Raw genomic sequence first — 26,517 nt, 5'->3', positions numbered from 1 at the left:
AGCGGATCAGTGTCAGCAGGCAGAAGATATCGAAAGTACCCGATCTTGGGGGGCCTAGTTTCGGCTGCGCCCGAGACGGGTAGATTCGCCCGGTGCGAATCGGACCTCAACCCCGTGGCCGCCGTGGCACGGTCGAGGAGCCGTACAGTCCGCTGAACCTGCGCCTGGCCCTCGCCGCGTTCGGCATGCTGGTCTGCGCCGTGCTGTCGGTCCTCCTGCTGCGCGCCGGCTGGACCCTGCCGGGCTGGCTGCTCGCCGGGTGGGCGGCGGTCGCACTGATCGACATGGCCGTGATCCAGTTGCGCCGCCGGGCGCGCGATCGCAGCGAGCCGGGCCGGAAGCACTCCCTCTTCGAATGACCCGCGGGGCCGTCCCGCCGATGCCCGCGAGCGCTTCCCGGAGGCACCGGAGAAGGCCCACGCGTCGATGGTGGGGCGGTCAAGATCGGCTGGCGCGTGTCGGGCTCCAACACTCCCGTGGCGCGGTAACGTCCGCTTCGTGAATTGCACCCGTTTTGCCTTTCTTGCGGCAATCGCGGCACTGAATGCGCTGCTCATGTCACCCGCCCAGGCGCAATCGCGGCACGTCGCCCCCGCACCGCGAGCCCAGCAGGGGACGGTGCCCGCCGAGGACGGCCGGGAGCTCACCCGTACGCGATTGACGCTGAACGGGCACCCCCTGCCCGCCGCCCGCTATCGGCCGCTGCCGGCGGCCCGCAAGGCGCCCGGCCGGACCCCGCCGGTCGGCACGGTGCGCAAGTGGGTTGGGCTGAACGACATCACCGGAGATCTGTACCGCAAGGAGTACACGCTGCGGTCGGTCGGCCGGCACATCGAGGTGTGGGTCGCCAACGACATCGCCTTCCCGGCGAACGACTGCCGCAAGAACGCCACCGAGATCACCGATGCCCAGGTCGCGGACCTGACCCACGAGTTCGACACGAACATCTACCCCAAGGAGACGGCGGCGTTCAGCGTGCCACCGGATCGCTCCGGGACCACCGGGACGATGGAGGACGGCGACTTCACCGGCGACGGCGACAAGACCGTCACGCTGGTCGACAACGTACGGGACGACAACTACTTCGACTTCCCGGCGAAGCCGACCTACATCGCGGGGTTCTTCTCGGCGCAGCTCAACGAGTTGTTCGACCGCAACGTGATGACCATCGACGCCTACGACTGGGCGCACCGGCTGGGTCGCCGCCCGGCCAACGACGCGACCGACGACCTGTGCACCAGCCGGCCCTCGCGGCCGCGGATGTACGAGGGGACCTTCGCCCACGAGTGGCAGCATCTGCTGGAGTATTACGTCGACCCGGCGGAGTCGGACTGGCTCAACGAGGGCCTCTCCGATTACGCGCAGACCCTGGTCGGGTACGTCGATGTGCACCGCAGCGTCTACCACCGCGGGTACGACACCCATATCGCGTGTTACCTGGGCTTCGGCAACGTGAAGACGACCTACAACGCCAATCCGCGGGAGTGCGGCGGGCCGCAGAACTCGCTGAACCTCTGGGACGAGGGCGACGCCGACGACGTGCTCGCCGATTACGGCATCTCGTACGCGCTGATGGTCTATCTGCGCGACCGGTTCGGCCCGGCCCTGCTCTCCACGCTGCACCGCGACGCGAAACACCAGGGGATGCCCGCGCTGGTCGCCGCGATGCCGCCCGGGGTCAGGCTCCCCGAGGTGCTGCACGACTTCCAGATCATGACGCTGGTCGACAAGGAGGTCGGCGACCCCGGCGGCACGATCACCGGGGTGCCCCGGAAGCGGGTCACCTCGCCGAGCCTGCGCTCGACGGTGAACCTGGCGAACAAGACCTGTTACGAGACGCCGGGAGCGGCACCGAACGGGGCGGACTTCGTCCGGCTGCCGCGCGGCGCGCTGCACACGGTGACCTTCAAAGGCGCGGACACCCTGACGCCGGCACCGCTGGCCTGGAAGCTCGAGGGCGGACGGCTCTTCGACGGCGACACCCCGGGCACCGACGCGGCCGCGGTCCACCCGGCCGAGGTACCGGCCGCCGACCCGGTCCTGCGGTTCACCTCCACCTACGCCTTCGAGGACGGGTTCGATTACGGATACGTCGCGGTCTCGGACGACGGGGGCAAGACCTACCGGATCGTCCCCGGTGACCGGACCACCAAGGGGCCGCTGGGTCCCGGCATCACCGGCAAGGCCACCGACGCCGAGCTCACGTACGACCTGACCGCGTACGCCGGGCGGAAGGTGCTGCTGAGCTTCCGCTCGGTCACGGACGCCGCGGTGAACACGGGCGGCTGGCACCTCGGCGCGGCCACTGTCGGCGGGACCGCACTGGACACCGGGACCCTGACCGGCTGGAGGTCGCCGACCGAGATCCATCCGGTGGCGGTGCACGGCTGGCGCGTCAGCCTGGTCGGTCTGGGCCACAAGCGCGCCGCCGTGGTGCCGGTGCGGGACGTCGCGGCGCTGCGCGGGTTCCCGAAGGTGGTGGCGATCGTGTCCTACGACGACCCGACCGGCGAGGTCACCCAGTACGCCCCCTACACACTGACGGTCGACGGTGTGGTGCAGCCCGGCGGCTCGGCCGCGGCCTCCGGCGTGGCCGCTCATGCCGGCGGCAGTACGCCGTAGATGAGCGCGGTCGACCCCGACCCGCCCCTGTTGATCTGCCCGCCGCACAGGACCCATGCGCCGGTGGCGGGCAGATCCGCGAGATGGGCCAGCACCTCGAGGCTGATCCGGCGGCGCTGGTAGATCGTCCGCGAGACGGCGAATCCGGCGTCGGTGCTCACATCCGGGCTGAACGCGTCGGTGCCGGTGCCGCCGCGCTCGCCCAGCCGCCCGGTCTCGACCAGCCAGCGTGCGGTCTCCGGAGCGAACCCGGGGTGCTCGGCGAACGCCGGGGTGCCGAACCTCTCCTCCCAGCCGGTCCAGATGACCACCACCGCGTCGTCCGGGATGCGCCCGTGCCGGGCCTCCCACGCCTCGAGGTCGGCGACCGTCACCGCATAGCCCGGGTCGGCGGCGCAGGCGGCCCGGACGTCGACCTTGACCGCGGGCCGGAACAGGTCCGCCGGTTCCAGGTCGTCGGCGAGGGCCGCACCGGCGGTGAAGTGCCCCGGAGCGCCCCAGTGCGTGCCCGTGTGCTCGGCCGAGCACACGGCCTGCAAGTAGTAGCCGTGCTCGCCGAGGGTCGCCACGGTCGCCAGCTCGAAGGGCGGATCACCCGGATACACGCTGATCCGGTCGGGGTCGTTGACGTGCGACAGGCTCACCAGCCTCAGCTGATCCAACATCTCGGTGCCCTCCGGTCTCCGCCGTCATTGCCAGTACGACGACATTGACAGTGTCATGGTGACAGTGTCAAGCTGTTTGGCATGTGGACGATGGAGCAGTTGGTCGAGAGGGTCCGGGTGGCCCTCGCCGCGGAGTACCCCGGCGCGCCCAACGGACGCGTCCGGGACGTGCCGGACCGGCGCTCGATCCGCTGGTACACGACGACCGGCCTGGTCGACCGCCCGCTCGGCACCCGCGGCCGCAACGCGCTGTACGGTCGCCGGCACCTGTTGCAGCTGGTCGCGATCAAGCGCCGGCAGGCGGCCGGGCGCACGCTCGCCGAGATCCAGGCGGAGCTCGCCGGGGCCTCCGACGAGGTGCTCGCCGCGGCCGCCCGCGTGCCCCCGGTGCTGCTGTCCGACGATCAGCCGGTGGCCGACCCGGCGCCGGCACCGCGCCCAGCCTTCTGGAAGGCGGCGCCCACCGGGCGGAATCCGTGGCACGCCGCGGCCGACGATCTGCCCGCCACCTCACCCGCCCCTGCCGAGACGCTGTCGGTGGGCGCCCGGCAGCTTCTGGACGACGGCCTCTTCACCGGCGTGCCGCTCGGGATGGGCGTGATCCTGCTCGTCCCCGGCGCTCTGCACGTCGACCGCCGCGACCTCGACGAGGCCGCCCGACCCCTGCTCGACCTGCTCGCCTCCCGTGGGCTCACCGATAGGAGAGATTCATGATCATTTACGTCAATCCGATGGGGGCCGCCGAGCTGGAGCGCGTCCGGAGCCTGCCCGAGACCGGGTTCGGTGCGCTGCGGACCGACCGGGGCAACCTGCCCCTCGACAGGCTCGACGTCCGTGCCGCCGTCAGCGGCCTGGTGGCACGCACCGAGGTGACCGCCGAGTTCGTCAACACCCACGACACCGCACTGGAGGCGACCTACATCTTCCCGCTGCCCGACCGGGCCGCCGTCACCGGCATGACCATGACCGCCGCGGACCGTACCGTCACCGCCGAACTGCAGGAGCGCGGCGCGGCGCGGGAGCAGTACGACCAGGCCATCGCCGCCGGGCAGCGTGCCTCGATCGCCGAGGAGGAGCGGCCGGACGTCTTCACCATGCGCGCCGGCAACATCCCGCCCGGCGAGCGCGTCGTCGTCCGGTTACACCTGGTCGGCCCGCTGCCGTACGAGGACGGCGCGGCCACCTTCCGGTTCCCGCTGGTCGTCGCGCCCCGCTACGTGCCGGGCGCCCCACTGGCCGGACCGTACTCGGGCGACGGGCAGACGCCGGACACCGACGCGGTGCCGGACGCCTCCCGGATCTCGCCACCGGTGCTGCTGCCCGGCTTCCCGAACCCGCTGCGCCTCTCGCTGGAGGTCACCGTGGACCCGGCCGGGCTGGAGCTCGGCGAGGTCCGCTCCAGCCTGCACACCGTCGCCGAGGAGGACGGCACCCTGCGGATCCACCCCGGCGAGCGCGCCGACCGCGACTTCGTGCTGCGCCTGGAGTACGCACCCGGCGGGCAGACCGCCGTGGCGGTCCCCGACGGCGAGGGCGGCGAGGGCACCTACCAGCTGGTAGTGCTGCCACCGGCCGAGGCGGCCCCGCCACGCCCGAAGGACGTCGTCCTGCTGCTGGACCGGTCCGGCAGCATGAGCGGCTGGAAGATGGTGGCCGCCCGCCGCGCCGCCGCCCGGGTGATCGACACGCTGACCGACGGCGACCGGTTCGCCGTGCTCACCTTCGACAACACCGTGGAGCATCCCGACGGCCTGGACGCGGGGCTGAGCCCGGCGACCGACCGCAACCGGTACCGCGCGGTCGAGCACCTGGCCCGCGCCGACGCCCGCGGCGGGACCGAGATGCTCACCCCGCTGACCAGCGGTCTCGGCCTGCTCACCGACAGCAGCGGGCGTGACCGGGTGCTGGTGCTGGTCACCGACGGCCAGGTCGGCAACGAGGACCAGATCGTCCACGAGGTCGTCCCGCTGATCGGCGCCACCCGGCTGCACACGGTCGGCATCGACCGCGCGGTCAACGCGGGCTTCCTGGGCCGGCTCGCCGCGCTCGGGGCCGGGCGAGCCGAGCTGGTGGAGAGCGAGGACCGGCTGGACGAGGCGATGGAGCACATCCACCGCCGGATCGGCGCGCCGCTGGTCACCGGCCTCGCCGTCGACGGCGAGGGGATCACGGTGGCAGACGGCAGCCGGACGCCGCGGCGGCTGCCCGGTCTCTACCCGGGAGTGCCCCTGGTCGTCACCGGCCGCTACACGGGTGCTGCCGGGGGCGCGTTCACGGTCACCGGGCGTACCCGGGACGACCAGGAGTTCCGGACCCGTGTGACGGTCGAGGAACGCACCGAGCCGGCGGTCACCGCCCAGTGGGCCCGGGCCCGGCTGCGGGACCTGGAGGACGCCTACGCCGCGGGCGATCACCAACTGGAGAAGACCATCGTGGACACCTCGCTGCGCTTCGGCGTGCTCTGCCGCTTCACGGCTTTCGTCGCTGTCGACGAGCGCGTCGTGAACGAGGGTGGACAGGTCAAGCGGGTGACCCAGCCGGTGGAGATGCCGTCCGGTTGGGAGACCCCGGCGCCGGCACCGCCCGGGATCGTCCTCGCGTCCGCGGTGTCGCCGTTCCCCGGCGGGCCCGTCGCGGCGGCGGCGCCGATGTTCGCGCCGTCGCCCTCCGCTGCCCCGCCGTCCGCGCCGGGCTTCGCACCCATCGGCTCGGTCCAGGCCGACATGTCCCCGCCACCGTTCGGCGGAGCGGCCGGTGACCTCCGGGCGGTGGGCTCTCCCGCACCGCGCGCCCACCTCAAGCGCGCCCGGTCGAGGGGCGCGCACTCCGGCGGGGGCGCGCTCACCCTGGACGAGGTGCGCGCGTTGGTCGCCGTCGAGGCCGACCGGCTCCGGGAGGCCACCGGCCGTCCGGCCTACGAGCGGCGCGATCTGCTCGACGACCTGTCCAGTCGGCTGACCGTCCTGCTGACACCGTTACAGGAAGCCGATTTCACCCCGCTCCGCGAGCTGGTCGACCTGCTCGGCGGCGACGGGACGCTGGAGGAGAAGTGGGAGGCCGCCCTGAACGTACTCACCATGTTCGGCGAGGATCCGGCCGCGTCGTCCGACCAGACCCGCAAGCCGTTCTGGAAGCGGTGACCCGACGGGCTCGGGGTGGCCGGGCGCCCCGAGCCCGGCACCCTCGCCGATCAATCCTCCACACGGGAGCAGACGACGAGGGCGCCGATCACGGCGCCGGATCCCCATCCGTCTCAGACACGGGCGGGCGGCAAGTCCGGCGCGCGAAGCCCGCAGAACTGCATGAGAATCCGGCCGGCCGCCCGCCGGCAGCGGCAGCGGCATGCGCGGGCACGGGCACGGGCACGGGCACGGGCACGGGCACGGGCACGGGCACGGGTGACAAGGGCACCGATCGCAAGCGGGAGGGCAGAGGGATGCGGGCCGTGAGGGCACCGGGCAACGGTGATGGGCACCTGGGCTGCGACGATTCTCGCGCGGCAGGCGCCGCCGGAGCGGATGGTGCCGGCATGACCGAACGGCCGCCGCGCGCCTTCGACGATCACGGTAAGTTGGTGCACCGATGTCGATCGAGGGGTGGCTTCGTCAGTGAGCGACGAGGATTTCGGCGACGAGCGCGAGCCGTTGCTGGTACGTCCGTTCCTGACACAGGACGAGCAGTCGGCCGAGCCGGAGCAGGCGGGGACCACGTGGCCCTCGGGGGCCTCGGCGGACTCGCCCACGCAGATGCTCCCGGTGTTCCCGGACTCCCCCACGCAGGCTCTCCCGGTCGTCCCGGAAACGCCGACGCAGGTTCTTCCGGTCTTGTCGGGTACGCCCACCCGGGCTCAACCGGTCGCGTCGGGTACGCCCACGCTGGTTCACCCGGTCACGGCGGGCACGGCCGCGAGGAGCGCCGAGCAGGCCGAGCCGACCGGCCCGGAGCGGCGTCGTCGTCCCCTTCTGATGGCCGGCGCCGGAGCGGCCGTGATCACCGTGCTGGCCGTGACCGGGTATGCGGCCCTGCGGCCGGCGTACGCGCCGACCTGGGCGGACGACTACCCCAACCACGGGCTTCCCGCGGTCACCGGGCCCAGCCCGGACGCCTCGGATCCGCTCGGCGAGGCCGTGACGGGTGGCCCGGACACCGGAACGGCCGGGAACTACGGCGGTGGCTGGATCGGGGGCGGCTCGTCGACCACGGTGCCCACCAGTTCGGTGAGCTCCTCGCCCGCGGCAGCCGGCGACGCCTCGGCCGGGCCGACGGCGAGCGCCACCTCGAACGCACCCGCCGAGGCATCGCCCTCTACCGTGGCACCGGTCACCGGGCCCCTGGTCAACGGCGAGGGGCTCTGCCTCGACCTGCCGGGCGGGTTCACGTTCGACGACAACGTCATCCAGGTGTTCGGGTGCAACGGGTCGTCCGCGCAGGACTGGACGCTGCAGGAGGACGGCACCCTCCGGGTACTGGGGAAATGCGTGATGCTGGTCGGCGATCGCACGGTCCACCTCGTCGGCTGCGACGGCCGGACCACCGCCCAGTGGCAGCTCACCGACGACCGGGAACTGGTGAACGCCGCCAACAGCGACTGCCTGACCGACCCGTCGTCCGGCAAGCGCCCGATGGCCCGGGTCGTGGTCAACGACTGCAACGGCCGCACCAACCAGCGCTGGACGCTCGGCTGACCCCACGGCACGACCCCAACAGCACGACAACCGGCGGACGGTCCGGCCGTCGGCCGGTTGTCGGCGAGCCCTACCAGCGCGGCCAACTGCTGACGCGACCAACTGCTGACGCGGGCAACGACAGCGCGCGGGTGGCGACAGGACACGGGCGGCTGGTGAGCGGGTACCTGGTGAGCGGGTAGCTGGTGAGCGGGGTGGGCGCGTGGATCAGGGGTGGCCGGTCATGGGTGCATCGAGGCGCCTTTGAGGATCTTGTCGACGGCGTTGCGAGGGCCGTGGAGGGCGAGGCCTACCAGGTCGAGTGATGTGGTGGGGACCGCGCGGACGGCGGCGCGGTTGGCGGCGTCGTGGCCGGTGGTGAAGAGGTCGGAGGTGAAGATCGACAGGCGGACGTCGCGGGACAGGGCGCGGGAGTGGGCCGTGGTCAGCAGTTCCTTGCCGCCCTGGAAGACCAGCACCGGCTGGCGGAACATCGGGAGGTACTCGACGTCGCCGCCGTCGCGGTAGGGCTCGCCGATCAGATTCGGGTCGGCTACGGCGAGGCCGCTGACGAGGAAGGCGGTGACGTTCAAGCGCTGCCAGCCGAGGAGGTCGTCACGGAGCAGGACAGCGATCTTGGTGGTGAATCCGGTCATGCCGCTCATCGTCGTGGCTCGGCGTTCACCAGGTCTTGTACGATTTTGACGTGCCGGAGGCGCCCCTGATCCGAGCCTGGCGGCCACCGGTCGACGGTGTCGTGGAAGTGCTGCACGCCCACTTCGGCGACCATGCGTACCCGATGCACGCCCACGACGCGTGGACCGTGCTGCTGGTCGACGACGGAGCGGTCCGGTACGACCTCGACCGCCACGAACACGGGGCGTTCCACGGCCAGGTCACCATCCTGCCGCCGCACGTCCCGCACAACGGCACGGCGGCGAACGCGTCCGGGTTCCGGAAACGGGTCCTCTACCTGGAATCGTCGCAGCTCCCGGCACGGCTCGTCGGCGCTTCCGTCGACAACCCGGCCGTCGTCGACCGCGCGCTGCAACAGCTCGTCTCCGCCGTCCATCGCCTCGCCCGCACGCCCGGTGACGAACCCGCCGCCGACGCGCCGCTCGCCCTCGCCCTCGAACGGCTCCGCGCCCGGCTCGGCGATCATCCCGGCGCGCCGCCGCCCTCCGGCGGCGTCGCTCGCGACCTTCGCGACCTGCTGGAGGCCAACGTCGTCTCCGGTGTCCCGTTGCGTACGGCAGCGGCCGAGCTCCATTTCGCGCCCGCCCATCTCGTCCGGGCGTTCGGCCGGGCGTTCGGCATGTCCCCGCACCAGTACCTGATCTCGCGCCGCGTCGACCTGGCCCGCCGCCTCATCCTGGCCGGGGAGCCGCTGCCGGCCGTCGCGGTGCAGAGCGGCTTCTACGACCAGCCGCATCTGGTCCGCCACTTCAAGCGCATTCTCGGCGTCAGCCCGGGCGTCTACGCACGCTCCCGCCCCTGACCCCCGCACGATTCCAGGCCGGCGCCCGAGGAACGCGGGCGGGCGCGGGGCACGAGCGGGCGCGGGGCGCGAGCGGGCGCGGGGCGCGAGCGGGCGCGGGACGCGGGGGCACGAGCGGGCGCGGGACGCGGGGCACGAGCGGGCGCGGGACGCGGGGGCGCGGGGCGCGAGCGCGGGGGCACGGAGCCGGGCTACATGGGGTGGGTGGGGATCATCCACGACAGCAGTGGGGTGGCCTGGAGGGTGACCAGGAGGCACATGAAGAGGAGCAGGAGCAGGCTCCAGATGAGGACGCGGCGGAAGATGTCGCCCTCGCGGCCGGCCATGCCTACCGCGGAGGCGGCGATGGCCAGGTTCTGAGGGCTGATCATCTTGCCGAGTACGCCGCCGGAGGAGTTGGCGGCGGCCAGCAGGACCGGGTCGAGGCCGGCCTTCGTGGCGGTCTGGACCTGCAGGGCGCCGAAGAGGGCGTTGGAGGACGTATCGGAACCGGTCACCGCCACCCCGATCCAGCCGAGGATCGAGGAGAGGAAGACGAAGACCGTGCCGGCCGTGGCCAGGAAGGCGCCCAGGGTGGCGGTCTGGCCCGACTGGTTGAGGACGTACGCCAGGGCGAGGACCGCCATCACCGTGACGATGGCGTGGCGGAGCTCGTGGTACGTGCGGGCGTAGGCGCGCAGGGCCGCCGTGGGGCGGATGCGCAGGACGGCGGCGGTGAGGACGCCGGCGACGATCATCAGGGTGCCGGCCGCGGGGAGCCAGCCCAGGGTGAAGTTCGTGGAGGAGAGGGGCTTGCCGGTGGCGCCGAGGACGTGCAGGCCGGGCCAGGCGAAGACCACCGTCCACGGCGGATCGGCGAGGGCGGCCTTGATCGGGGGGAGGTTCACGATCGAGAAGATGGCGATGATGATCAGGTACGGGGCGTAGGCGCGGGCCACCTCGGGAGGAGTGTCGCGCGCGGCCACCGCGACCGCCGCCGGTGCGGGGGCGGGGGCAGGGGAAACGGGGGCGGGAGGCGCGTCGGGAACGGGGGGATCGGGAGTAGGGGAAACAGGGGCGGGGGAATCGGCGGGAGGGGTGGGTGCGGACGCGGTTGATGGGCCGGTGGCGGGGACGGGCGGAACGGCGGCGGGGGGCTCTGGGGGCTGGGCGCCGCCTTTTGAGGGGGTGGGTGCGGGAATGGGCGTACGTGAGAAGGGAGGGTGCCAGAAGCGCAGGAGAAGGACCACCGAGGCCGCCGCGGCCAGCGAAGCGACGATGTCGGTGAGCGGGACGCTGATGTAGTTGGCGGCGAGGAACTGGGCGATGCCGAAGACGACGCCGGCGGTGAGGGCGGGGAGCCATGTCTGGCGGAGGCCGCGGCGGCCGTCGACGACCGCGACCAGGATCAACGGGACGACGACGGCGAGGATCGGGGTCTGGCGGCCGACCATGGCGCCGAGCGTGTCGGTGGTGAGGCGGGGGTCCTGCGCGGCGCCGGAGGTGACCGTGCCGAGAGTGACGATCGGGGTGGCGAGGGCACCGAACGCGACCGGGGCGGTGTTGGCGATCAGGGCGACCGAGGCGGCCTTGATCGGCGGGAAGCCGAGGGCCATCAGCATGACGACCGTGACCGCGACCGGAGTGCCGAAGCCGGCGAGGGCCTCGAGCAGGGCGCCGAAACAGAACGCGACGATGATCGCCTGAATGCGGGTGTCCGGGCTGACGCGTTCCATGGAGCGGCGGAGTACGTCGAAATGGCCGCTGACCACGGTCAGGTTGTAGACCCAGATTGCGTTGATCACGATCCAGAGAATCGGGAAGAAGCCGAAAGCGGCGCCCTCGGAGGCGGAGAGAAGCGCCTGGCCGAGCGGCATGGAGTAGACGGCGATCGCGATGATCAAGGCGACCAGCAGGGAGATCAGGCCGGAGAGCCAGGCGCGTACGCGGAAGACGCCGAGCAGCAGGAAGAGCGTCACGAGCGAAAGAACGGCGAAGAGCGCGGAGAGGGCGACGGAGTCACCGATCGGCGCGGTGTCGATCCGGAATGTGTCGGCGAGGAGCTGATCCGTCATGGCAGCCATCCAGAGTCGTCGATTACATGTTCGTAATCTAATCCCTCGGCGCTGTCCATGTCGCCGTCCATTCGCCGTCCATAACCCTTGTCATCGGGTCGACGGCGATGGATGATCCCTGTCGCACATATACCCCGGACAAGGGAAAACATGCATAAATCGTCTTCTATCCTGGCCGTCGCCGTGATGTCGGTGGTCGCGGCGGCCGGGCCCGCCGAGGCTGCGGTCAGTGGCGGGGAGTACGTCGCTCTGGGTGACTCGTTCGCGGCGGGAGTCGGGGCGTACCCCTATCTCGCGGAGAGCGGGGACTGCAAGCAGAGCACCAGCAGCTACCCCCGGACCTGGGCGCGGAACCATCCGGCGTTCACGCTCAAGGACATGACGTGCAGCGGGGCGACCATCGAGGACGTCCGGTCGTCGCAGCTCGGGGCGCTGAGCACGGCGACGGCGCTCGTCACGATCACCGTGGGCGGGAACGACGCGGGATTCACCCAGACCGCGACCACCTGCCTGACGGGGACCGACGACGAGTGCGCCGAGGCGGCGTTCGGGAGCGCCTGGAGTGGACGGCTCGTGGTGCCGTCGCACCTCGAGGAGCTCTATGGGGAGGTCCGGGACCGGGCCCCGAACGCGCGGGTGGTCGTGCTGGGGTATCCCCGGCTGATCGACGAGGGTACGGGGAGTTGCGGGGCGATCACCCCGGGGGCGACCAAGCGGGAGTGGCTGAACATCGCGGCCGACCAGACCGTCGAGGGGATCACGTCGGCGGCGGCGAAGGCCGGGGTGGTGTTCGTGGACGTCCGGGACGGGTTCACCGAGCATCAGGCGTGCAGTGCGGTGCCGTGGATCAACGGGGTCGACCTGGGGCACTACAGCGAGATCTTCCATCCGAACTACACGGGGCATGGGGTCTACACCTACCTGCTGACGGTGTACGCGCAGGGCTGAGCCAGGCGCGCCCGGGGTGCTTCGGGGGCCGGGGATTCGCTCCCCCGGCGGCCGGAGCGGTAGATCGGGTGCTGTTTCGCGTCTGGCCGCCGGCCGGGTGAGAGCCGGCGGCCAGGGGCGGAATACGGCCGGGTTTCGCGTGCGGATGCCGAACGGGTTTCGTGTGTGGATGCCAGCCGGGGACGGGTGTGCTCCTGGGTGGGACGGCACAGTCCGCCCAGCATCCTAGGAGGCTAGTTTGATGGAGTCGGCGCGAGTGACGAAGGCTGAGGGCAGGGCCGCGACGTTAAAGCGTTCCGGCGTTCCTGCTGGTCACATCTGGACCACCTGGGCGGGACGCCGGATCCCATGACAGGGTGCCCGCCCGGACACTCGCCGCCCGCGGATCGCCGGCTCCCCCTGCCCGGGGTTCGGTCATGGACCGGCGGGGCGGCACCCCGCGAGCGGTGAGCCGGCGGTCCAGGGCGCCTCGGCCGATCGGCTGGCGATCCGGGGTGTCTCAGGCCGGTCGAGAGACCCCGGAACACCAGCCACCCCGGGAAAGCTGCGTGGACCCGGGCGGCGGCGGGGACGAAGTCGATGTGCGAGGCGTCTAGGGCCGGGGATGATGTCGCCGGTGGGCTAGGGGGCCGGCGGGGGGCTGCATGGCCTGCCAGATGCGGTCGGCGGTGAACGGGATGGAGGTCATCCGGACGCCGATCGCGTCGCGCAGGGCGTTGGCCAGGGCCGGGGACACCGGGTTGAACGGGCTCTCGCTCATCGACTTGGCGCCCAGCGGGCCGATCTCGTCGGTGGTGTCGGCGAAGTGGACCTCGGTGAACGGGGTGTCGGCGAAGGTCGGCAGGTGGTACTGGCGGAAGCTCGTCGTGGTCACCTCGCCGGAGTCGTCGATGTCGACGTGTTCGGCCAGGGTCGCGCCCAAGGCCTGCGCCACGCCGCCCTCGATCTGGCCGCGGAGCTGGAGCGGGTTCATCACCGTGCCGGCGTCCGCGCTGTGGATGCTCCGCAGGATACGCAGTTCGCCGGTGTCCGGGTCCACGGCGACCTGGAAGTACTGGGCGTTGAACGCGACCGAGCGCGGGGTGCCGTCGAAGTGGCCGTGGGCGATCTCGCCGCCGTTCGCCTTCAGGGCGCGGGCGGCGCGGAGCACGGCCTTGCCGGCCACCACGACGCCGGTCGACGCGAAGGCACCCGTGTCGTGGCGGACCACGTCGGTGTCGGACTGGCGGATCACGATCATGTCGGGGGTGACGCCGAGCTCGTCGGCGGCGATCTGGGCGTGGACCGTGGTGCTGCCGTTGCCGAACTCGGCGGTACCCACCGAGAGCTCGTAGCGGCCCTCGGGGAGGACGCGGATGGTGGCGTCGGCGATGTGGCCGCCGGGCGGGCCCGCGGCGATCATCGCGATGGCCATGCCCTCGCCGACGAGCCAGCCGGGCGGGGCCGGCGCGGGCGCGGGCACGGCGGGCACGGGCGCGGGCGCGGCGGGCGCGGAGAGGGCCGACGGCGCGAACGCCGCGCGCATCCGGTTCAGGCACTGGTCCAGGCCGTAGCTGGCGATCCCCAGGTCCTCCGTGTGATCGCCGGGAGAGGTCAGTTCGTCCCCGGCCCGGACGACGTTCAGCTCGCGGAACGTGACCGGGTCCATGCCGATCATCCGGGACACCTCGTCGAGCACCGACTCGACCGCGAACGTCACCTGGCCCAGCCCGTAGCCGCGGAACGCCCCGGCCGGGACCGTGTGCGTGTAGACGGTATGCGCGTCCGTCCGCATGTTGGCGCACTTGTACACCGCGATCGACTCGTGGCAGCCGTGGAACATCACCGACGGGCCGTGGTTCCCGTACGCGCCGGTGTCGACCAGCACGTTCAGCGTCAGCGCGGTGATCGTCCCGTCCCGCCTGGCGCCGGCCTTCGCGGTCACGATGAACGGGTGCCGGGTGGTGGCGCCGTAGAACTGCTCGGCCCGGGTGTACTCCCACTTCACCGGGCGGCCGGTACGCATCACGGCGAGCGCCACCAGGTCCTCGACGAGCATCTCCTGCTTGCCGCCGAAGCCGCCGCCGACCCGTCCGGCGATCACCCGCACGCTGTCGAGGGGCAGATCGAAGACGGACGCCACCGCCCGCCGGGTCAGGAACGGCGTCTGCGTGCTCGACCGGATGACCAGCCGGCCGTCCTCGTCCCGCCATCCGACGGCCCCGTGCGTCTCCAGGCTGGCGTGCTGCACCCGGGCGGTCCGGAACGTCTCCTCGTACACCGCGTCGGCCTCGGCGAACCCGGCGTCGACGTCGCCGAGCGCCGCGTGCAGCTCCCCGACCACCCGGCCGCCCGCGCGCAGTGCCTCCACCGGATCGACGATCGCCGGGAGGACCTCGTACTCGACGAGCAGCCGCCGGCAGGCCTCCTCGGCCGCCGCCTCCGTGGTGGCGACCACCGCCGCCACGCGCTGGCCCTTGAAGCGGACGATCTCGTCGAGGACCCGGGTGTCCGCCGGGTCCTCGGCCACGTTCTCGTGCTGCGCGGTGGAGAAGAGCGTGTCCGGTGCGTCCTCGTGGGTGAGCACCGTGATCACGCCCTCGACCCGCATCGCGGCGGTACGGTCGATCGCCACGATCCGGGCGTGCGCGTGCGGCGACCGGAGCACCTTGAGGTGCAGCACGCCGGGCACGTCGACGTCGAAGGTGTAGCGCGCGGTCCCGGTCACCACCTGTGGTCCGGCGGGGGCGCCGAGGCTCGCGCCGACCGCGGCGCCCGCCTCCGGCAGCGTGCGGTGCCGGACTCCGGCGACCGCGTCGGCGACCGCGCGATAGCCCGTACACCGGCAGAGGTTGCCCTTGAGGGATCGCGGCAGGTCGCCGCGCTGATCGTCGGTGAGCGCGGCGGTCGTCATGATCAGGCCGGCGGTGCAGAAGCCGCACTGGAAGCCCTGCGCCTCCAGGAACGAACGCTGGACCGGGTGCAGTCCGTCGCCGTCCGCGAGGCCCTCGATCGTGGTCACCCGCCGCCCCTGGGCACGGAAGGCCGGGTAGACGCAGCTGTGCACCGGACGGCCGTCGACGTGCACCGTGCAGGCGCCGCAGTCGCCGCTGTCGCAGCCCTTCTTGACCCCGAAGCAGCCCTCCTCGCGCAGGTAGGTGCGCAGGCACTGCCCCGGCCGCGGCTCCCGCTCGTGGCTCTTCCCGTTGATCTCCACGCTCACTCTGTACCTCCCTCGGCATGCCCTCCTGGCCCTTGCTTCGCTGCGGTGCGGTCGGTCATGCCCCCTCCCCCAACTCGACCCGGATCTGTTCGGCATAGAGCCCGGTCAGGTGCCGTCGCCAGTCCGGATGGCCGTGCACATCGGTCACGTACTGCTCCGCCGGGATCTCCGCCAGCGCCGCCGCCAGCTCGTTCGCGTCCGGCCCCCGGTCGAAGCGCAGCACATGGGGGCGCCTGGTCGCCGCGGTCACGGTGAGCGCCAGGCCGCCCCGGTCCAGCCGCCGCCCGATCAGGAGCGCGGCACTGCGTCCGTTCCTGAACAGACTTCCCCTCCGGTACGACGTCAGCGCGCCCACGGCGGCGGACGGCAGATGGATCGCGCGCAGCAGTTCGCCAGGGCGCAGCACGTTCACGCCCTCCCCGGTGACGAACTCGGCGACCGGCACCCGCCGTTCCGCCCCGTCCGGGCCGATCAGCGCGCAGACGCCGTCCAGCGCCGCGCCGAGGGAGATCATCGGGCCGGCCGGGAGGGACGCACAGAGGTTCCCGCCGACCGTGGCCACGTTCCAGATCTTGAAGGAGGCGAGGAAGGAGTGGCAGCACTGGCCGACGATCGGGTACCGGCCCAGCGTCTCGATCAGCTCGGCGATCGTGCAGGTGGCCGCGATCTCCACCCCGTCGGCGCGCTCGGTCACCGCGGGCCAGCCGGCGGCGGTCAGGTCGAGGAGCCGGACGATCTCCGGGCGGGGCTCGCCGAGCAGGGCCGTCCCGCCGCCCAGCCAGGCGTCCCCGGGGCGCCACTGCCCGGGTGCGGCCGGGCTGATCACTTCGGTAACGGTGTGCAGATCCACGTCAGTACGCTACGCGGCCGTTGTTTCCGATCACCGAATTCTTCCAGATGGAAGGTTACGAATCCGTTTCCGCGGATGACGAACCCGCAGGTCAGCTCGCCGGCACCGGAATCGGCGCGGCGACCGCGGGCAGCGTCAGCGTGAACGTGCTCCCCCGGCCCACCACCGACTGGACCGCGATGGCACCACCGTGGTCGCGCACGATGTCCCGGACGATGGCCAGCCCGAGCCCCGGTCCCTGCACCGCCTGGTCCATCGCGTTCCCGGCCCGGGTGAAGGGGGTGAAGAGCCCCGGCACGTCCTCGGCCGGGATGCCGATCCCGGTGTCGGTGACCGCGACCGTCACGATCCGCTCGTCCCGGCTGACCCGCCAGGTGACGCTGCCGCCGGGCGGGGTGAACTTGATGGCGTTCTCCATCAGCTTGCGCAGCGCGCGGCGCAGCTGGGTCGGGTCGCCCCGGACCCAGGACTGTTCGGCGTCGAAGGTGACGGTGAGGTCCTTGGCCTGTGCGGCGGCGCCCAGCTCGGTGTGGACCACGGTGGCTATCTCCGCCACGTCCAGGTTCTCGGTGACCGCCTCGCCGCCGTCGTCCGGGCGGTCGAGCAGCAGCAGGTCGCCGATGGTGTCGTGCAGCCGGTGGGCGTTGCGGAGGATCGCGGTGAGCGAGCGGTGCTGCGCCGAGGAGAGCGCGCCCTCGTCGGTGTCGGAGAGGATCTCGGTGTAGCCCAGGATGCTGGTCAGCGGGGTGCGCAGCTCGTGGGTGACGGTCTGGATGAAGACGTCCTTGCGCTGGTCGAGCAGGCGCAGCTCGGAGATGAGCATGTCCTGCCGCACCCGGAACGCGACCTGGCGAAGGACGCGCTCGATCTCCCGGGCCACCCCGGCGAGCAGCCGCTGCTCCGGCTCGGTCCAGTCCGGGTTCGCCGGGCGGGTGACGTAGAGGTAGCCGTCCTGGGCCTGGTCGGTGCCGAGGGTGATCGCGCAGCCGCCGCCGGCCAGGGTCACCGCCGCGCCGGGCGCGCCGGCGAACATCTCCGCGGCGGCGTCCGGCACCAGGTCGGGGGCGGTCTCCGGCCAGCGTACGTCCAGGAAACCGGAACCGGGCACGAAGAGCCTGCTCCGCACCGTCTCGGCGCGCAGCGCCGTACCGATCAGCGACGCCACCCGGCGGCCGGTGATCGCCGGATCCCGGACCTCCTGCAGCTCCGCGGCGACGGCCTGGCGCAGGCCGGCGCGGGAGGCCCGGGCGTGCTCGGCGGCGATCAGCTGCTCGGTCTGCGCGGCCAGGTCGTTGAGCTCCTCGATCACGGTACGCAGTTCGGCCGCGCCGGCCGGCTCGGCCCGCGCACTGTGGTCGCCCGCGGCGATGCGCCGGATGGCCGTGCTGACCCGGTCCAGGGGTACGAGCAGCTGCCGCTGGGTCATCCGGACCAGGATCAGCCCCGCGAGCAGGACCGCGAGCGCGAGCACCATCGAGATCACCCCGAGCAGGCGGCCGTTGCGGCGGGCCGCGGCGGCGCTCGTGCGGCGCTCGGTCTGGATCGCCGCGGCGGCCGCGGCGTTCGCCACGCGCAACCGGTCGAAGAGCTGCTTGCCCCGCGCCGCTGTCGCCTCGTCGACGTCCGGCACGCCACCCTGCACGATGGGGGTGGCGTACTCGTCCAGCCACAGCTGAGCGGCCACCCGCTCGGCGGCGATCAGCGCCCGGGTGTCCGCGTCCCGGGCCAGGCCCACGGCCCGGTCCAGGGTGACCAGCGCCGTCGTCCAGCCGTTCTGGTACGGCGCGAGGAAGAGCCTCTCCCCGGTCAGCTGGAAACCGCGCACCCCCGTCTCCGCGTCGGTCATCCGCTGCAGCGCCGTCTGATTCTCCGAGAGCGCCTGGTCGAGGAGCGCCTCCTCGTGCCGCTGGCCCTCGTGCACGCCGGCACTGATCACGAGCTGGACCACGAGGAACGCCACGAAGAGCACGAGCAGCGCGGCGAAGCCCGCGTTGAGGCGGCGGCGCAGGCTCATCGCCGCTCGTCCTCGGGCTCGCTCATGTACGTCACATCGGCAGGTGGCATACGTCACCTAAGGCGACCCGGCCATTCGGTGGAGAGAAACCTCCCCCGTACCGCCACGATCCGGGATTTCTGAGAGGTTACTGGATTTCGTTACCGATCCGTAACCGAAGAGCCGCCCAGTACTTCACGTAATCAACGGCGGCGAATACGCGCACCACATGCCCGGTTTAAGCGCCAGATTCCGGACCTCTCGGGCGCTCACGTCACCCACCGTGAGCAAGATCGAGTGATGTGGGTTACTGACTAGTAGCTCTGGGCCTTGTAGTCCCCGAACAGGAGCGGCAACATTTCCCGAACGTTACGACGGCGGCATCGACTGGCCTCACTGTTGACGGTTGGCAGAAGTGTCGCCCGTCGATGCGAGCCATCGACAGATGGGTTCCGCGAGCCGCCGTCTCTCTTCCATAGGAGGATCCGTGAAGGATGCGCAGAACGCTGCGGCTTCCGGGCGCACTAACTGGCGCCGGTTCGCTGTAGCGGTGGGCGTGCCGACGGTGGTCGCCGGCGGCCTGGTCGTCGCGCTCGCCCAGGGCGCGCTGGCCGCGAACATCACCGTGTCCGGCACCCAGTTCAAGCTGTCCGCGGACAAGCTCGTCGGTGACGGCTTCACCCAGTACAGCGGCTACAAGAACGCGAGCACCGGCACCACCTACATGGCGATGTCGGGCATCCAGAGTGCCGAGCTGACCAACCTGTGCCAGTCGGTGTCCGCCAGCGGCCTCACGCTCCGCATCGAGGCCGGCAAGGACGCCAGCAACCCGGTCAAGGCGAAGGACCTGCTCATCGGCATGTCGGAGCTGGGCGGCGACGCGACGTTCGAGAACATCCAGATCGGCCTGGACGCCTCGACCCTCGACGCCGACGGGCAGGCGACCCACGGCGGCGTCGGCCAGTTCGGCCAGCAGGCCACCAAGGTCACCATCAACAACCTGAAGCAGAAGGCGTACTACACGCAGGCCTCGACGTTCACCCTGAACGGCATGAGCCTGAAGTTCTACGTCGGCGGCAGCCACGAGTGCTACTCGGACTGACCTGATCTGACCGGGGCTCGCGGACCTCACCGCGGGCCCCACCTTCTTGTGCATCTTCTTTTCGCACCACCAGATAGCGAACGCAAGTGGAGGACGAGTGGCGACGGACAACTTCTGGGGCAGATTCCGCCGCTGGCGGAGCACCAGGCCCTTCACGGGCGGCCTGTTGCTGCTCCTCGCCGGGCTGGAGTTGTTCTTCAGCGGGAACATGGACGTGGGTGACATCCACATCCAGATCGGCCCGCAGGGCTACCTCTCCTACGTACTGCCGACCATGCTGCTGCTCACCGGCGGCCTGATCTGGCTCTCCCCCGCGCAGCGGCTCTTCTACGGCATCGTCGGCACGCTGACCGCGCTCTACTCGTTCATCGGGCTGAACCTCGGCGGCTGGTTCCTCGGGATGATCCTCGGCATCGTCGGCGGCGCGCTGGCGATGGCCTGGGTGCCGCCCCGCGACCAGCCCACCGTCGAGGGCCCCGGCCCGGTCGACGCGAGCGACCCGGACAACGCCGGTGAGCCCACGACCGAGACCGACACCACCCGGCAGATCCCGATCGCCGGGCACGACGACCGCCCGCACGAGGCCGCCCCGCTGCGGCCCGCGAGCGACAGCACCATCGTTCCCGGTCTCGGTTCTTCCGAGGCCGGGTCCGGCCGTACCCTCAACCGCAAGGCTCTCGCCCTGATCGTGGTGCCGGCGTTCGTCGGCGCCACGGTGCTGGTCGGCAGCCGCCTCCCGGCCAGCGCGGAGGAGTGCCCGGCCGGGCTGCCCACGGTCGCGACCTCCGCCACGACGTCCGCGGCGTCCTCCGGCGACGACTCGTCGTCGGATTCCTCGGACTCGTCAGATTCGTCCGGCTCGTCGGACTCGTCCGGCTCGTCGGACTCGTCGGGGTCCTCCTCGGACGACGCCGAGACCACCGCATCCGCCTCGGCCGCCGCCTCGGCCTCCCCGTCGGCATCCGCGTCCGCGTCGGAGGACTCCGGCAACGCGATCACGGACGGCATCCAGGACCTGGTCGACGGCGTCAGCAACCTGCTCGGCCTCAGCGACGACGAGTCGTCGTCTCCGAGCGCGTCGCCGTCGGCGTCGGCGTCCACGACCGCCACCCCCGCGGCGACCGCCACCTCCGCCGACGCCACCTCCTCGGCGGACTCCTCCGCCGCCGCCGGGACCACCTCCCCCACCGCGACCTCGGAGTCGTCCGCCGCGGCCACCGAGGACTCCGACACCATCCCCTGCCTCGGCGCGCGCCAGGAGGGGCTCGAGGCGGACGGGGGCATCCCGCGCTCCGCGATCAAGCCGGGCGTGCTCAAGACCGACTCGCTGACGATGTACGACTCGACGTACGAGGGCGTGGCCGACGTGCCGACCGCGGACGGGACGATCGAGGCGCTGCAGTTCAACATGACCAAGGCGGTCAACAAGCCGTTCAGCCTGACCATCGACGAGGCGGGCGGCGCCACCACGGTGATCAAGAGCAACGAGCTGACCACCGAGGGGAACGTGAAGTTCTACACCCCGAAGTTCACCGGCAACCTGTTCGGCCTGATCCCGGTGACGTTCACCCCGGAGGAGCCGCCGCCGCTGACCCTGCCGATCCTCTGGTTCACGAACGTGACCATCGATCTGGCGTACGTCAGCTGCGACACCCTGACCGGCGACCCGCTGACCGTGACCGAGAGCTGACCCGCCCCGGCCGGAGGGCCCCGCCCGGGGCCCTCCGCCATGTCACGCGGAGGCGGGCCAGGTGTCGGTCTGGTAGCCGCGGACGGTGCCCTTGCCGGAGGCCTTGGCGGCGTACATGGCGGTGTCGGCGCGGCGCAGCAGCAGGCTGAGGCTGATCCGCTCGCCGTTCCGGAGCGCGGCGATGCCGATGCTGCCGCCGATCACCACCTCGACGCCGTGCACCAGCATCGGCTCGGCGAGACGGCAGAGCAGCCGCTTGGCCATCGCCTCGGCCGCCCCGCCGGTGTCGGTGACCAGGATGGCGAACTCGTCGCCGCCGAACCGGCTGAGCACGTCGGCGCCGCGCAGCTCGGCGGAGAGCCGCTGGGCGACCATCACCAGGACCTCGTCACCGGCGGCGTGCCCGAGCGTGTCGTTGACCGGTTTGAAGCCGTCCAGGTCGAGCATCATCGCGCAGACGTCGGTGTGCTCCTCGGCGAGGATCTCGGCGGCCCGCTGGTGGAACGCCACCCGGTTGGGCAGCCCGGTCAGCCCGTCGTGGTGCGCCTGGTGGGCCAGGGCGCGCTTCTGCTGCTCCAGGACGACCGCCATGCGGCCGACGGTGATCAGGGTCAGGAACTGCCGCAGGAGTACGAGCGAGAAGCTGGCCAGCAACAGCCACACCAGGACGGGGCCGAGATCGCCGACGCGCGCCTCACGCATCCCGGTGACCCCGACAGCGAGGACCACCGGGACGTACGGGAGAAGCGCCCACGGACCGAAGACCAGCCGCTCGACGGCCTCGTCGCCCGGCTCGGAGATGCGCAGCCGGCTGGAGATCGCGGTGGCCCAGGCACCGAGCACGTACCCGCCGCCCGCGCCGAACGCGTACCAGGCGTCGCCCACCACCCCGTTGCGCAGCGAGAGCATCACCGTGCCGGCCTGCAGCAGGGCGGCCCAGGCGAGCACCTGCTGCGCGGTGACGCCGTCCTTGGGCACCGACTCGGCGAGCGTCACCAGGGCGACCGACGAGCCGAGCACCAGGACGGCGACGATGGTGATCGCGAACCCCTGGGGTACCCCGCCGAGCGCCGCGACCACCTCGGAGAGGACGTACTCCCAGGCGAGCGCGAAGACCGCACCGGAGACCGCCGCCACGTCGAGGATCCGCCGCACCGCCGCGATGCCGTGCAGGCGCGGACCGGCCAGCACGACCGCGATCGGCACCAGTGCCGCCGCGATCATCGAGAGCAGCGAGCCGGGGCCCTGCAGGACCGGCAACGCGGTGGCGGAGAGCAGCAGCACCAGGTTCGACAGCGACCAGGTGAGACAGGCGGCGGCGCCGAAGCCGTACCCGACCCGGACCGGCCGGCTCTCCATCGCCCGCCGCGCCCGCCGCAGGTAGTGCCATCCCGCGTAGCCGCTGGCCGCCGCGATGATCAGGTCAGACAGTGCATATCCGGCCCAGGCCGGCAGCAACGGATGCACAGCCTGCACGGCCGCGGCGAGGAAGAGCCCCGTCGCGAGCGCCGTCCTCAGTCGCATGCCCACCCCGTGTTCTACGGCATCGCCGCGCCCCGGTTGAGAGGTGTACTTGCAGTTGTCCGGCAACCGGCACAACGAGCCGGTCGCCGGAGTATGACATAGATTGATCGCGACTGACGGTCACCGGAGGGGAGCCGAGCGTGTGTCGGAACATCCATCAACTGCACAACTTCGAACCGCCCGCGACGCCTGACGAGGTGCAGGCCGCGGCGCTGCAGTACGTCCGCAAGGTAGCCGGCGCCACCCGCCCCTCCCAGGCCAACCAGGAGGTCTTCGACGCGGCGGTGGCTGCCATCACGGCGGCGACCCAGGCCCTGCTGGACGGCCTGGTGACGAACGCACCCCCGAAGGACCGTGAGACGGAGGCCGCGAAGGCCCGCGCCCGAGCCGAGAAACGCTACGCGAGCTGACCGGTTCGGCCCAGCAAACCCGCCGCCCGATCGCGGGCAGCGCTCAACGAAGGTCTCACCGACCTGCCAGCGAGGCCGACTGCCGGAGCACGGTTCCGGTGACGGCGAGGATGACACGGAAACCGGCTGCGGACAGGGCGAAGTCCAACTTCCCGGATTCTCCGTCAACGAGCAGCGCGATCGTCACCGAGTCGCCCGGGTTGAGCATCAGGCGTTCCAGCTCGGCGGATGAGGTGGCGACGTTCACCGGTGCGAGCCTCCTACCCCCGAGGCTTCCGGCTGCATGGAAAGTGACCTCCGTCGCGAGCAGCCTCGCCGGACTCACCTCCAGCAGGATCGGCGCTTCGATGTCATCCCTCTTCAGCTCGACCCGCCCGGTGTTCTCGAGCCGCACCACGATGATCCGCGGTTCATGAATCGCCGAGCCCTGCCAGGCGACCTCCAACTCGGTCCACGGCACATGCCTGAGCCGGCGCATCAGAGCGCCGTCGTACAGGGTGAGCAGGGTCAGCTCCTTGGAACGTCCCTGTACGTACTGATAAACACCGAACGCCAAGGAGACCAGAGCAACCAGAGGTCCCGCCACGGACCAGGAGAAGGACGCCACCGAAACTCCCCATCGACAATGGTCGCCGATCCCAGCCGCTACCAGCGGGAAAGGCATCTGACAGAGGTCACACGATCGTGTGTAATTCCTTGAGACCCCGTGACCGAAATCAGGTACATCCCTCAATGGTTCGCATATTTCCCCGATTCCAGTAACCCTGGAGACGACGGTCCGGTTTACAGGAGGGAGAGAACGGCAGACACGGCGGCGACAAGCGCGACACAGGTGGACAGGACCGCAACGACCAGGATGGGGATCCCTCCAGCGTCAACCCGGAATCCATCGGATTCCTTCATCAGATGACAACCGTCGGCGTGAAGACTCGGGACGGGCTGCCCACTGGAACCACTGACGACGACATAAAAGATGAGACTGTTTCCGGGATTGAGCAAGATCTTCGGTGCTTGGACATCCCGACCAGCCTTACCCGGAATCGCCTTCCCCTCGAGCATCTCGACCGGGGATCCTGGCGCCTCCCGGAATCCCACCACGGCCTGGACGATCACACCATCGGCGAACCGGACCGAACACGGCCTCTCGATATCCACCGGTTTGACGCTCTCACGGCCGACATTGCTGAATTCAACCTCATGAAGAGTGGGCGCATCGAGCGAGTCCCCTCCACAAAACATGGCGAGATCTTTGAAGGCGGCGATGTCCGGCAACAACGAGATCACCTTGGAACTCGTGGTGATTCTTTTAGCCTGTTTTCGATCCGCGGCGATGAAGTGCCCGAGAAACCCAGCGATCGCGACAACGGCGAAGACGGCGGCTGTCACTACTAGAGCCGTAAAAACCATGCGGTTGACCTCGACGATGAAGATGTATACCGATGGACAGAATGCGGGCGGGGAGCCCCGGCCTCGACGTGGATCCTGCTAGCCGTGACACGCCGCGGCACTATTACACAAGCGAGATATGCAAAACCGTTACCTGAGGCGCCGTGAACCCCTCTCTGCAGCAACAAGTCTTTAATCTTCGGCCGACCCAGAGCTACGAGCTAAACGACCTTGAACCTTCCCGGATGCGCCCTCCCCCTAAATCAGCACATCAACTCACTCATCACGGGAAACCGGAAATCGCGAGCAGTCCTCACCGCGGATCCAGCAGACGGACAAGCGAGCGCATCGCGATGAATACTCCCGCACACCCATGCTCACCGGATTTCAGCACACCTGCTCAACGAAGGAACGGAGCGTTCGATCTGCTACCAGCCTTGTAGCATTGAGGCATGTTGTACGCGATGCCGCCGCTCTGCGGGTTCTGGACGAGCTGAACACCATGCGCGCGGAGCTCCGGGCGCACCTGCGGTCCAAGCCGCGGTAGGAGGGGCAGCTACGGCGGAGTCTGTTCGCGGCGGCGAGGCGCTCCGCTCCGCGCAGGGCGGCAGCTTCCAGCCGGAACGCGACGCGCGTCCCTGGCTCACGTTCGTCCTCACGGCGCACCACCGCCAGGCGCAGCGGGTGCAGCGGCGGTACGAGTGGACCGTACGGCTGTGGAACGATCTCGCCCGGCTCGCCGAGGAACGGGGGCTGGCCGAGCGCACCGTGTCGGCCCTCTACGCGGCGGCGGTCGGTGAGCTGCGGCGCACCACCTATCAGCAGGACGAGAGCCTCAGCCGGGACCAGGCCATCCGGGACATCCAGACGCTGACCCGGGCCGGGCTGCTGGCGCCGCGCGGCAACGCGACGAGCCGGGTCTACCTCCTGAGCGGTGTCGCCGCGGAGATCGCGGAGGCCTCCGCCGCGGCGGTCCGGGGGCCGGGCCGCGACCCGTACCGTTCCTGAGCTCCGCCGGTCAGGTCCAGGAGTGGGTCAGGGTGCGGAGGTGGGTGGCCACCTCGGCCTCGTCCCACCATTCGGTCCAGCGGGGCAGGCGGCCGCCGGTCGCCATGGTGCGCAGCCGCGCGAGGCGCCCGGGGGTGGACGCGGCGGAGGAGCCCGTACCGGAGGGAAGGTCTGCATCGACGAAGACGCATCCGGCGACCGGGTGTGCGGAGGCCTGCACCAGCGAGGGGACCAGCAGGCCCGCGTTGCTGTGGGCGACGAGCACGACGGGACCGCCGGGCGGCAGGCGGTCGACGGCCGCGCCGACCTCGGCGATGACGCGGGGCCAGAACGGCGGATGATCCGGATCGGTCACGGTGGTCAACGACGGGACGATCGCGGTCGCACCCCGGGAGGTCAGCGCGGCGGCCACCGGGGCCCAGGTGAGCGGGCCCAGCAGGAGGCTGTGCAGGAGGACGTACGCGGGGGCGGTCACCGGACGGGACCGGCACCGGGTGAGACGGCGGCGAGCCAGGCGCAGAGGACGGCCAGCGGGAGCTCGACCAGGGCGGCCGTGAGCCACGCCTCGGTCAGCGCCGCGCCGGTGGAGGTGGTCACGTCGAACCAGGCGTCGGCCAGCAGCAGCGTGCACGCGGCGGCGGCGAGCGCACCGGCCAGGCGGTGGGCGCGGTGGACGGCGTACGCCGTGGCCAGCAGCAACGCGGCCAGGGCCAGGTCGAAGCCGACCCAGGTGGTGGTCATCCGGGCGGGCAGGGTCAGCGCCAGGTACACGGTCCACGGGACGGTGGCCGCACCGAGGGCGGCGAAGACCGGGGGCACCCAGCGCGGCGGGCGCTTGCCAGACTCCAACGACTGCTCCCCTCGGGTCACCGCACCACGACGGTAACCCCCGCGCGGGCCG

General features: G+C 71.2%; 22 protein-coding genes. 11 read left to right on the top strand and 11 right to left on the bottom strand.

All coding sequences use genetic code 11. The features are described from left to right. Nucleotides 1–92 precede the first annotated feature (92 nt). The gene (locus AB0M08_RS37960) at nucleotides 93–359 is read left to right on the top strand and encodes a hypothetical protein (RefSeq protein ID WP_364504580.1); all 267 of its coding nucleotides are present in this window, start codon (nucleotides 93–95) and stop codon (nucleotides 357–359) included. A 196-nt stretch (nucleotides 360–555) separates the two neighbouring features. Next, nucleotides 556–2,622, top strand: a complete 2,067-nt coding sequence (locus tag AB0M08_RS37955; protein ID WP_364504578.1) for a peptidase M6 immune inhibitor A — start codon at nucleotides 556–558, stop codon at nucleotides 2,620–2,622. Here the strand turns inward: AB0M08_RS37955 and AB0M08_RS37950 are convergent. After that, nucleotides 2,598–3,287, bottom strand: a complete 690-nt coding sequence (locus tag AB0M08_RS37950) for a cyclase family protein (protein ID WP_364504576.1) — start codon at nucleotides 3,285–3,287, stop codon at nucleotides 2,598–2,600. The genes AB0M08_RS37955 and AB0M08_RS37950 overlap by 25 nt on opposite strands. An 81-nt stretch (nucleotides 3,288–3,368) precedes the next feature. Here AB0M08_RS37950 and AB0M08_RS37945 point away from each other — a divergent pair, with 81 nt between their 5' ends. From AB0M08_RS37945 to AB0M08_RS37935, 3 genes are all read left to right on the top strand, one after another. Then, on the top strand, nucleotides 3,369–4,001 hold the full coding sequence (locus AB0M08_RS37945; RefSeq protein ID WP_364504574.1) for a MerR family transcriptional regulator: 633 nt from the start codon (nucleotides 3,369–3,371) through the stop codon (nucleotides 3,999–4,001). Then, a complete protein-coding gene (locus AB0M08_RS37940; RefSeq protein ID WP_364504572.1) occupies nucleotides 3,998–6,427 on the top strand; it encodes a VIT domain-containing protein in 2,430 nt (809 codons plus the stop codon). The genes AB0M08_RS37945 and AB0M08_RS37940 overlap by 4 nt, the downstream gene beginning before the upstream one ends. Before the next feature lie 468 nt (nucleotides 6,428–6,895). Continuing rightward, nucleotides 6,896–7,972 carry a ricin-type beta-trefoil lectin domain protein gene (locus AB0M08_RS37935; protein ID WP_364504570.1) on the top strand — a complete coding sequence of 359 codons (1,077 nt, stop codon included), beginning with the start codon at nucleotides 6,896–6,898 and terminating at the stop codon, nucleotides 7,970–7,972. 221 nt (nucleotides 7,973–8,193) lie between these two features. Here AB0M08_RS37935 and AB0M08_RS37930 read toward each other — a convergent pair whose 3' ends face one another. Then, entirely contained in the window at nucleotides 8,194–8,607 is a 414-nt protein-coding gene (locus AB0M08_RS37930) for a DUF2000 domain-containing protein (RefSeq protein ID WP_364504568.1), read from the bottom strand. A 50-nt stretch (nucleotides 8,608–8,657) separates the two neighbouring features. On the opposite strand from AB0M08_RS37930, the gene AB0M08_RS37925 reads away from it, so the two are divergent. Then, nucleotides 8,658–9,449 carry an AraC family transcriptional regulator gene (locus tag AB0M08_RS37925; protein WP_364504566.1) on the top strand — a complete coding sequence of 264 codons (792 nt, stop codon included), beginning with the start codon at nucleotides 8,658–8,660 and terminating at the stop codon, nucleotides 9,447–9,449. A 191-nt stretch (nucleotides 9,450–9,640) separates the two neighbouring features. On the opposite strand, the gene AB0M08_RS37920 is transcribed toward AB0M08_RS37925, so the two are convergent. Further along, complete coding sequence (locus tag AB0M08_RS37920; protein WP_364504564.1) at nucleotides 9,641–11,503, bottom strand: L-lactate permease; 1,863 nt, start codon at nucleotides 11,501–11,503, stop codon at nucleotides 9,641–9,643. A gap of 186 nt (nucleotides 11,504–11,689) precedes the next feature. Between AB0M08_RS37920 and AB0M08_RS37915 the strand changes: the two genes are divergently transcribed. Further along, nucleotides 11,690–12,451 (top strand): SGNH/GDSL hydrolase family protein, encoded by a 762-nt coding sequence (locus AB0M08_RS37915; protein ID WP_364504562.1) that lies wholly within the window; start codon nucleotides 11,690–11,692, stop codon nucleotides 12,449–12,451. A gap of 592 nt (nucleotides 12,452–13,043) precedes the next feature. On the opposite strand, the gene AB0M08_RS37910 is transcribed toward AB0M08_RS37915, so the two are convergent. The 3 genes from AB0M08_RS37910 to AB0M08_RS37900 form a co-directional block, all read right to left on the bottom strand. Beyond that, nucleotides 13,044–15,653 (bottom strand): molybdopterin-dependent oxidoreductase, encoded by a 2,610-nt coding sequence (locus AB0M08_RS37910; protein WP_364504560.1) that lies wholly within the window; start codon nucleotides 15,651–15,653, stop codon nucleotides 13,044–13,046. A 55-nt stretch (nucleotides 15,654–15,708) separates the two neighbouring features. Then, nucleotides 15,709–16,503, bottom strand: coding sequence for an FAD binding domain-containing protein (locus AB0M08_RS37905; RefSeq protein ID WP_364504558.1), 795 nt, complete (start codon nucleotides 16,501–16,503; stop codon nucleotides 15,709–15,711). Between the two features lie 91 nt (nucleotides 16,504–16,594). Further along, nucleotides 16,595–18,517 (bottom strand): ATP-binding protein, encoded by a 1,923-nt coding sequence (locus tag AB0M08_RS37900; protein WP_364504556.1) that lies wholly within the window; start codon nucleotides 18,515–18,517, stop codon nucleotides 16,595–16,597. Between the two features lie 529 nt (nucleotides 18,518–19,046). Between AB0M08_RS37900 and AB0M08_RS37895 the strand changes: the two genes are divergently transcribed. Beyond that, nucleotides 19,047–19,598 carry a DUF6230 family protein gene (locus AB0M08_RS37895; RefSeq protein ID WP_364504554.1) on the top strand — a complete coding sequence of 184 codons (552 nt, stop codon included), beginning with the start codon at nucleotides 19,047–19,049 and terminating at the stop codon, nucleotides 19,596–19,598. A 97-nt stretch (nucleotides 19,599–19,695) separates the two neighbouring features. Further along, complete coding sequence (locus AB0M08_RS37890; RefSeq protein ID WP_364504552.1) at nucleotides 19,696–21,288, top strand: DUF6114 domain-containing protein; 1,593 nt, start codon at nucleotides 19,696–19,698, stop codon at nucleotides 21,286–21,288. Nucleotides 21,289–21,330: 42 nt separating this feature from the next. Here the strand turns inward: AB0M08_RS37890 and AB0M08_RS37885 are convergent, their stop codons facing one another. Continuing rightward, nucleotides 21,331–22,812 (bottom strand): GGDEF domain-containing protein, encoded by a 1,482-nt coding sequence (locus tag AB0M08_RS37885; protein WP_364504550.1) that lies wholly within the window; start codon nucleotides 22,810–22,812, stop codon nucleotides 21,331–21,333. Nucleotides 22,813–22,952: 140 nt separating this feature from the next. Between AB0M08_RS37885 and AB0M08_RS37880 the strand changes: the two genes are divergently transcribed. Continuing rightward, nucleotides 22,953–23,222: a DUF2277 domain-containing protein gene (locus tag AB0M08_RS37880; protein WP_364504548.1), complete on the top strand. Its 270-nt coding sequence runs from the start codon at nucleotides 22,953–22,955 to the stop codon at nucleotides 23,220–23,222. A gap of 55 nt (nucleotides 23,223–23,277) precedes the next feature. Here the strand turns inward: AB0M08_RS37880 and AB0M08_RS37875 are convergent, their stop codons facing one another. Continuing rightward, the gene (locus AB0M08_RS37875) at nucleotides 23,278–23,829 is read right to left on the bottom strand and encodes a hypothetical protein (protein WP_364504546.1); all 552 of its coding nucleotides are present in this window, start codon (nucleotides 23,827–23,829) and stop codon (nucleotides 23,278–23,280) included. A gap of 176 nt (nucleotides 23,830–24,005) precedes the next feature. Next, nucleotides 24,006–24,608, bottom strand: a complete 603-nt coding sequence (locus AB0M08_RS37870; RefSeq protein ID WP_364504544.1) for a hypothetical protein — start codon at nucleotides 24,606–24,608, stop codon at nucleotides 24,006–24,008. A 684-nt stretch (nucleotides 24,609–25,292) separates the two neighbouring features. On the opposite strand from AB0M08_RS37870, the gene AB0M08_RS37865 reads away from it, so the two are divergent. Beyond that, nucleotides 25,293–25,616, top strand: coding sequence for a hypothetical protein (locus tag AB0M08_RS37865; RefSeq protein WP_364504542.1), 324 nt, complete (start codon nucleotides 25,293–25,295; stop codon nucleotides 25,614–25,616). Nucleotides 25,617–25,626: 10 nt separating this feature from the next. On the opposite strand, the gene AB0M08_RS37860 is transcribed toward AB0M08_RS37865, so the two are convergent. Further along, on the bottom strand, nucleotides 25,627–26,091 hold the full coding sequence (locus AB0M08_RS37860) for a hypothetical protein (protein WP_364504540.1): 465 nt from the start codon (nucleotides 26,089–26,091) through the stop codon (nucleotides 25,627–25,629). Further along, nucleotides 26,088–26,465: a hypothetical protein gene (locus AB0M08_RS37855; protein WP_364504538.1), complete on the bottom strand. Its 378-nt coding sequence runs from the start codon at nucleotides 26,463–26,465 to the stop codon at nucleotides 26,088–26,090. The genes AB0M08_RS37860 and AB0M08_RS37855 overlap by 4 nt, the downstream gene beginning before the upstream one ends. Between the last annotated feature and the right edge of the window lie 52 nt (nucleotides 26,466–26,517).

It is taken from the genome of Actinoplanes sp. NPDC051851, from assembly GCF_040681165.1.
In the GTDB taxonomy this organism is placed as follows: domain Bacteria; phylum Actinomycetota; class Actinomycetes; order Mycobacteriales; family Micromonosporaceae; genus Actinoplanes.
The sequence above is the reverse complement of the archived record's forward strand: the minus strand, read 5'-3'. Positions and strand labels throughout refer to the sequence as shown.

What these genes read in the sequence shown, in the direction of transcription:
- AB0M08_RS37955 (WP_364504578.1), top strand. Translation starts at nt 556, where the DNA reads ATGTCACCCGCCCAGGCGCAATCGCGGCACGTCGCCCCCGCACCGCGA.
- AB0M08_RS37950 (WP_364504576.1), bottom strand. Translation starts at nt 3,287, where the DNA reads ATGTTGGATCAGCTGAGGCTGGTGAGCCTGTCGCACGTCAACGACCCC.
- AB0M08_RS37945 (WP_364504574.1), top strand. Translation starts at nt 3,369, where the DNA reads ATGTGGACGATGGAGCAGTTGGTCGAGAGGGTCCGGGTGGCCCTCGCC.
- AB0M08_RS37940 (WP_364504572.1), top strand. Translation starts at nt 3,998, where the DNA reads ATGATCATTTACGTCAATCCGATGGGGGCCGCCGAGCTGGAGCGCGTC.
- AB0M08_RS37930 (WP_364504568.1), bottom strand. Translation starts at nt 8,607, where the DNA reads ATGACCGGATTCACCACCAAGATCGCTGTCCTGCTCCGTGACGACCTC.
- AB0M08_RS37920 (WP_364504564.1), bottom strand. Translation starts at nt 11,503, where the DNA reads ATGACGGATCAGCTCCTCGCCGACACATTCCGGATCGACACCGCGCCG.
- AB0M08_RS37915 (WP_364504562.1), top strand. Translation starts at nt 11,690, where the DNA reads ATGTCGGTGGTCGCGGCGGCCGGGCCCGCCGAGGCTGCGGTCAGTGGC.
- AB0M08_RS37900 (WP_364504556.1), bottom strand. Translation starts at nt 18,517, where the DNA reads ATGAGCCTGCGCCGCCGCCTCAACGCGGGCTTCGCCGCGCTGCTCGTG.
- AB0M08_RS37885 (WP_364504550.1), bottom strand. Translation starts at nt 22,812, where the DNA reads ATGCGACTGAGGACGGCGCTCGCGACGGGGCTCTTCCTCGCCGCGGCC.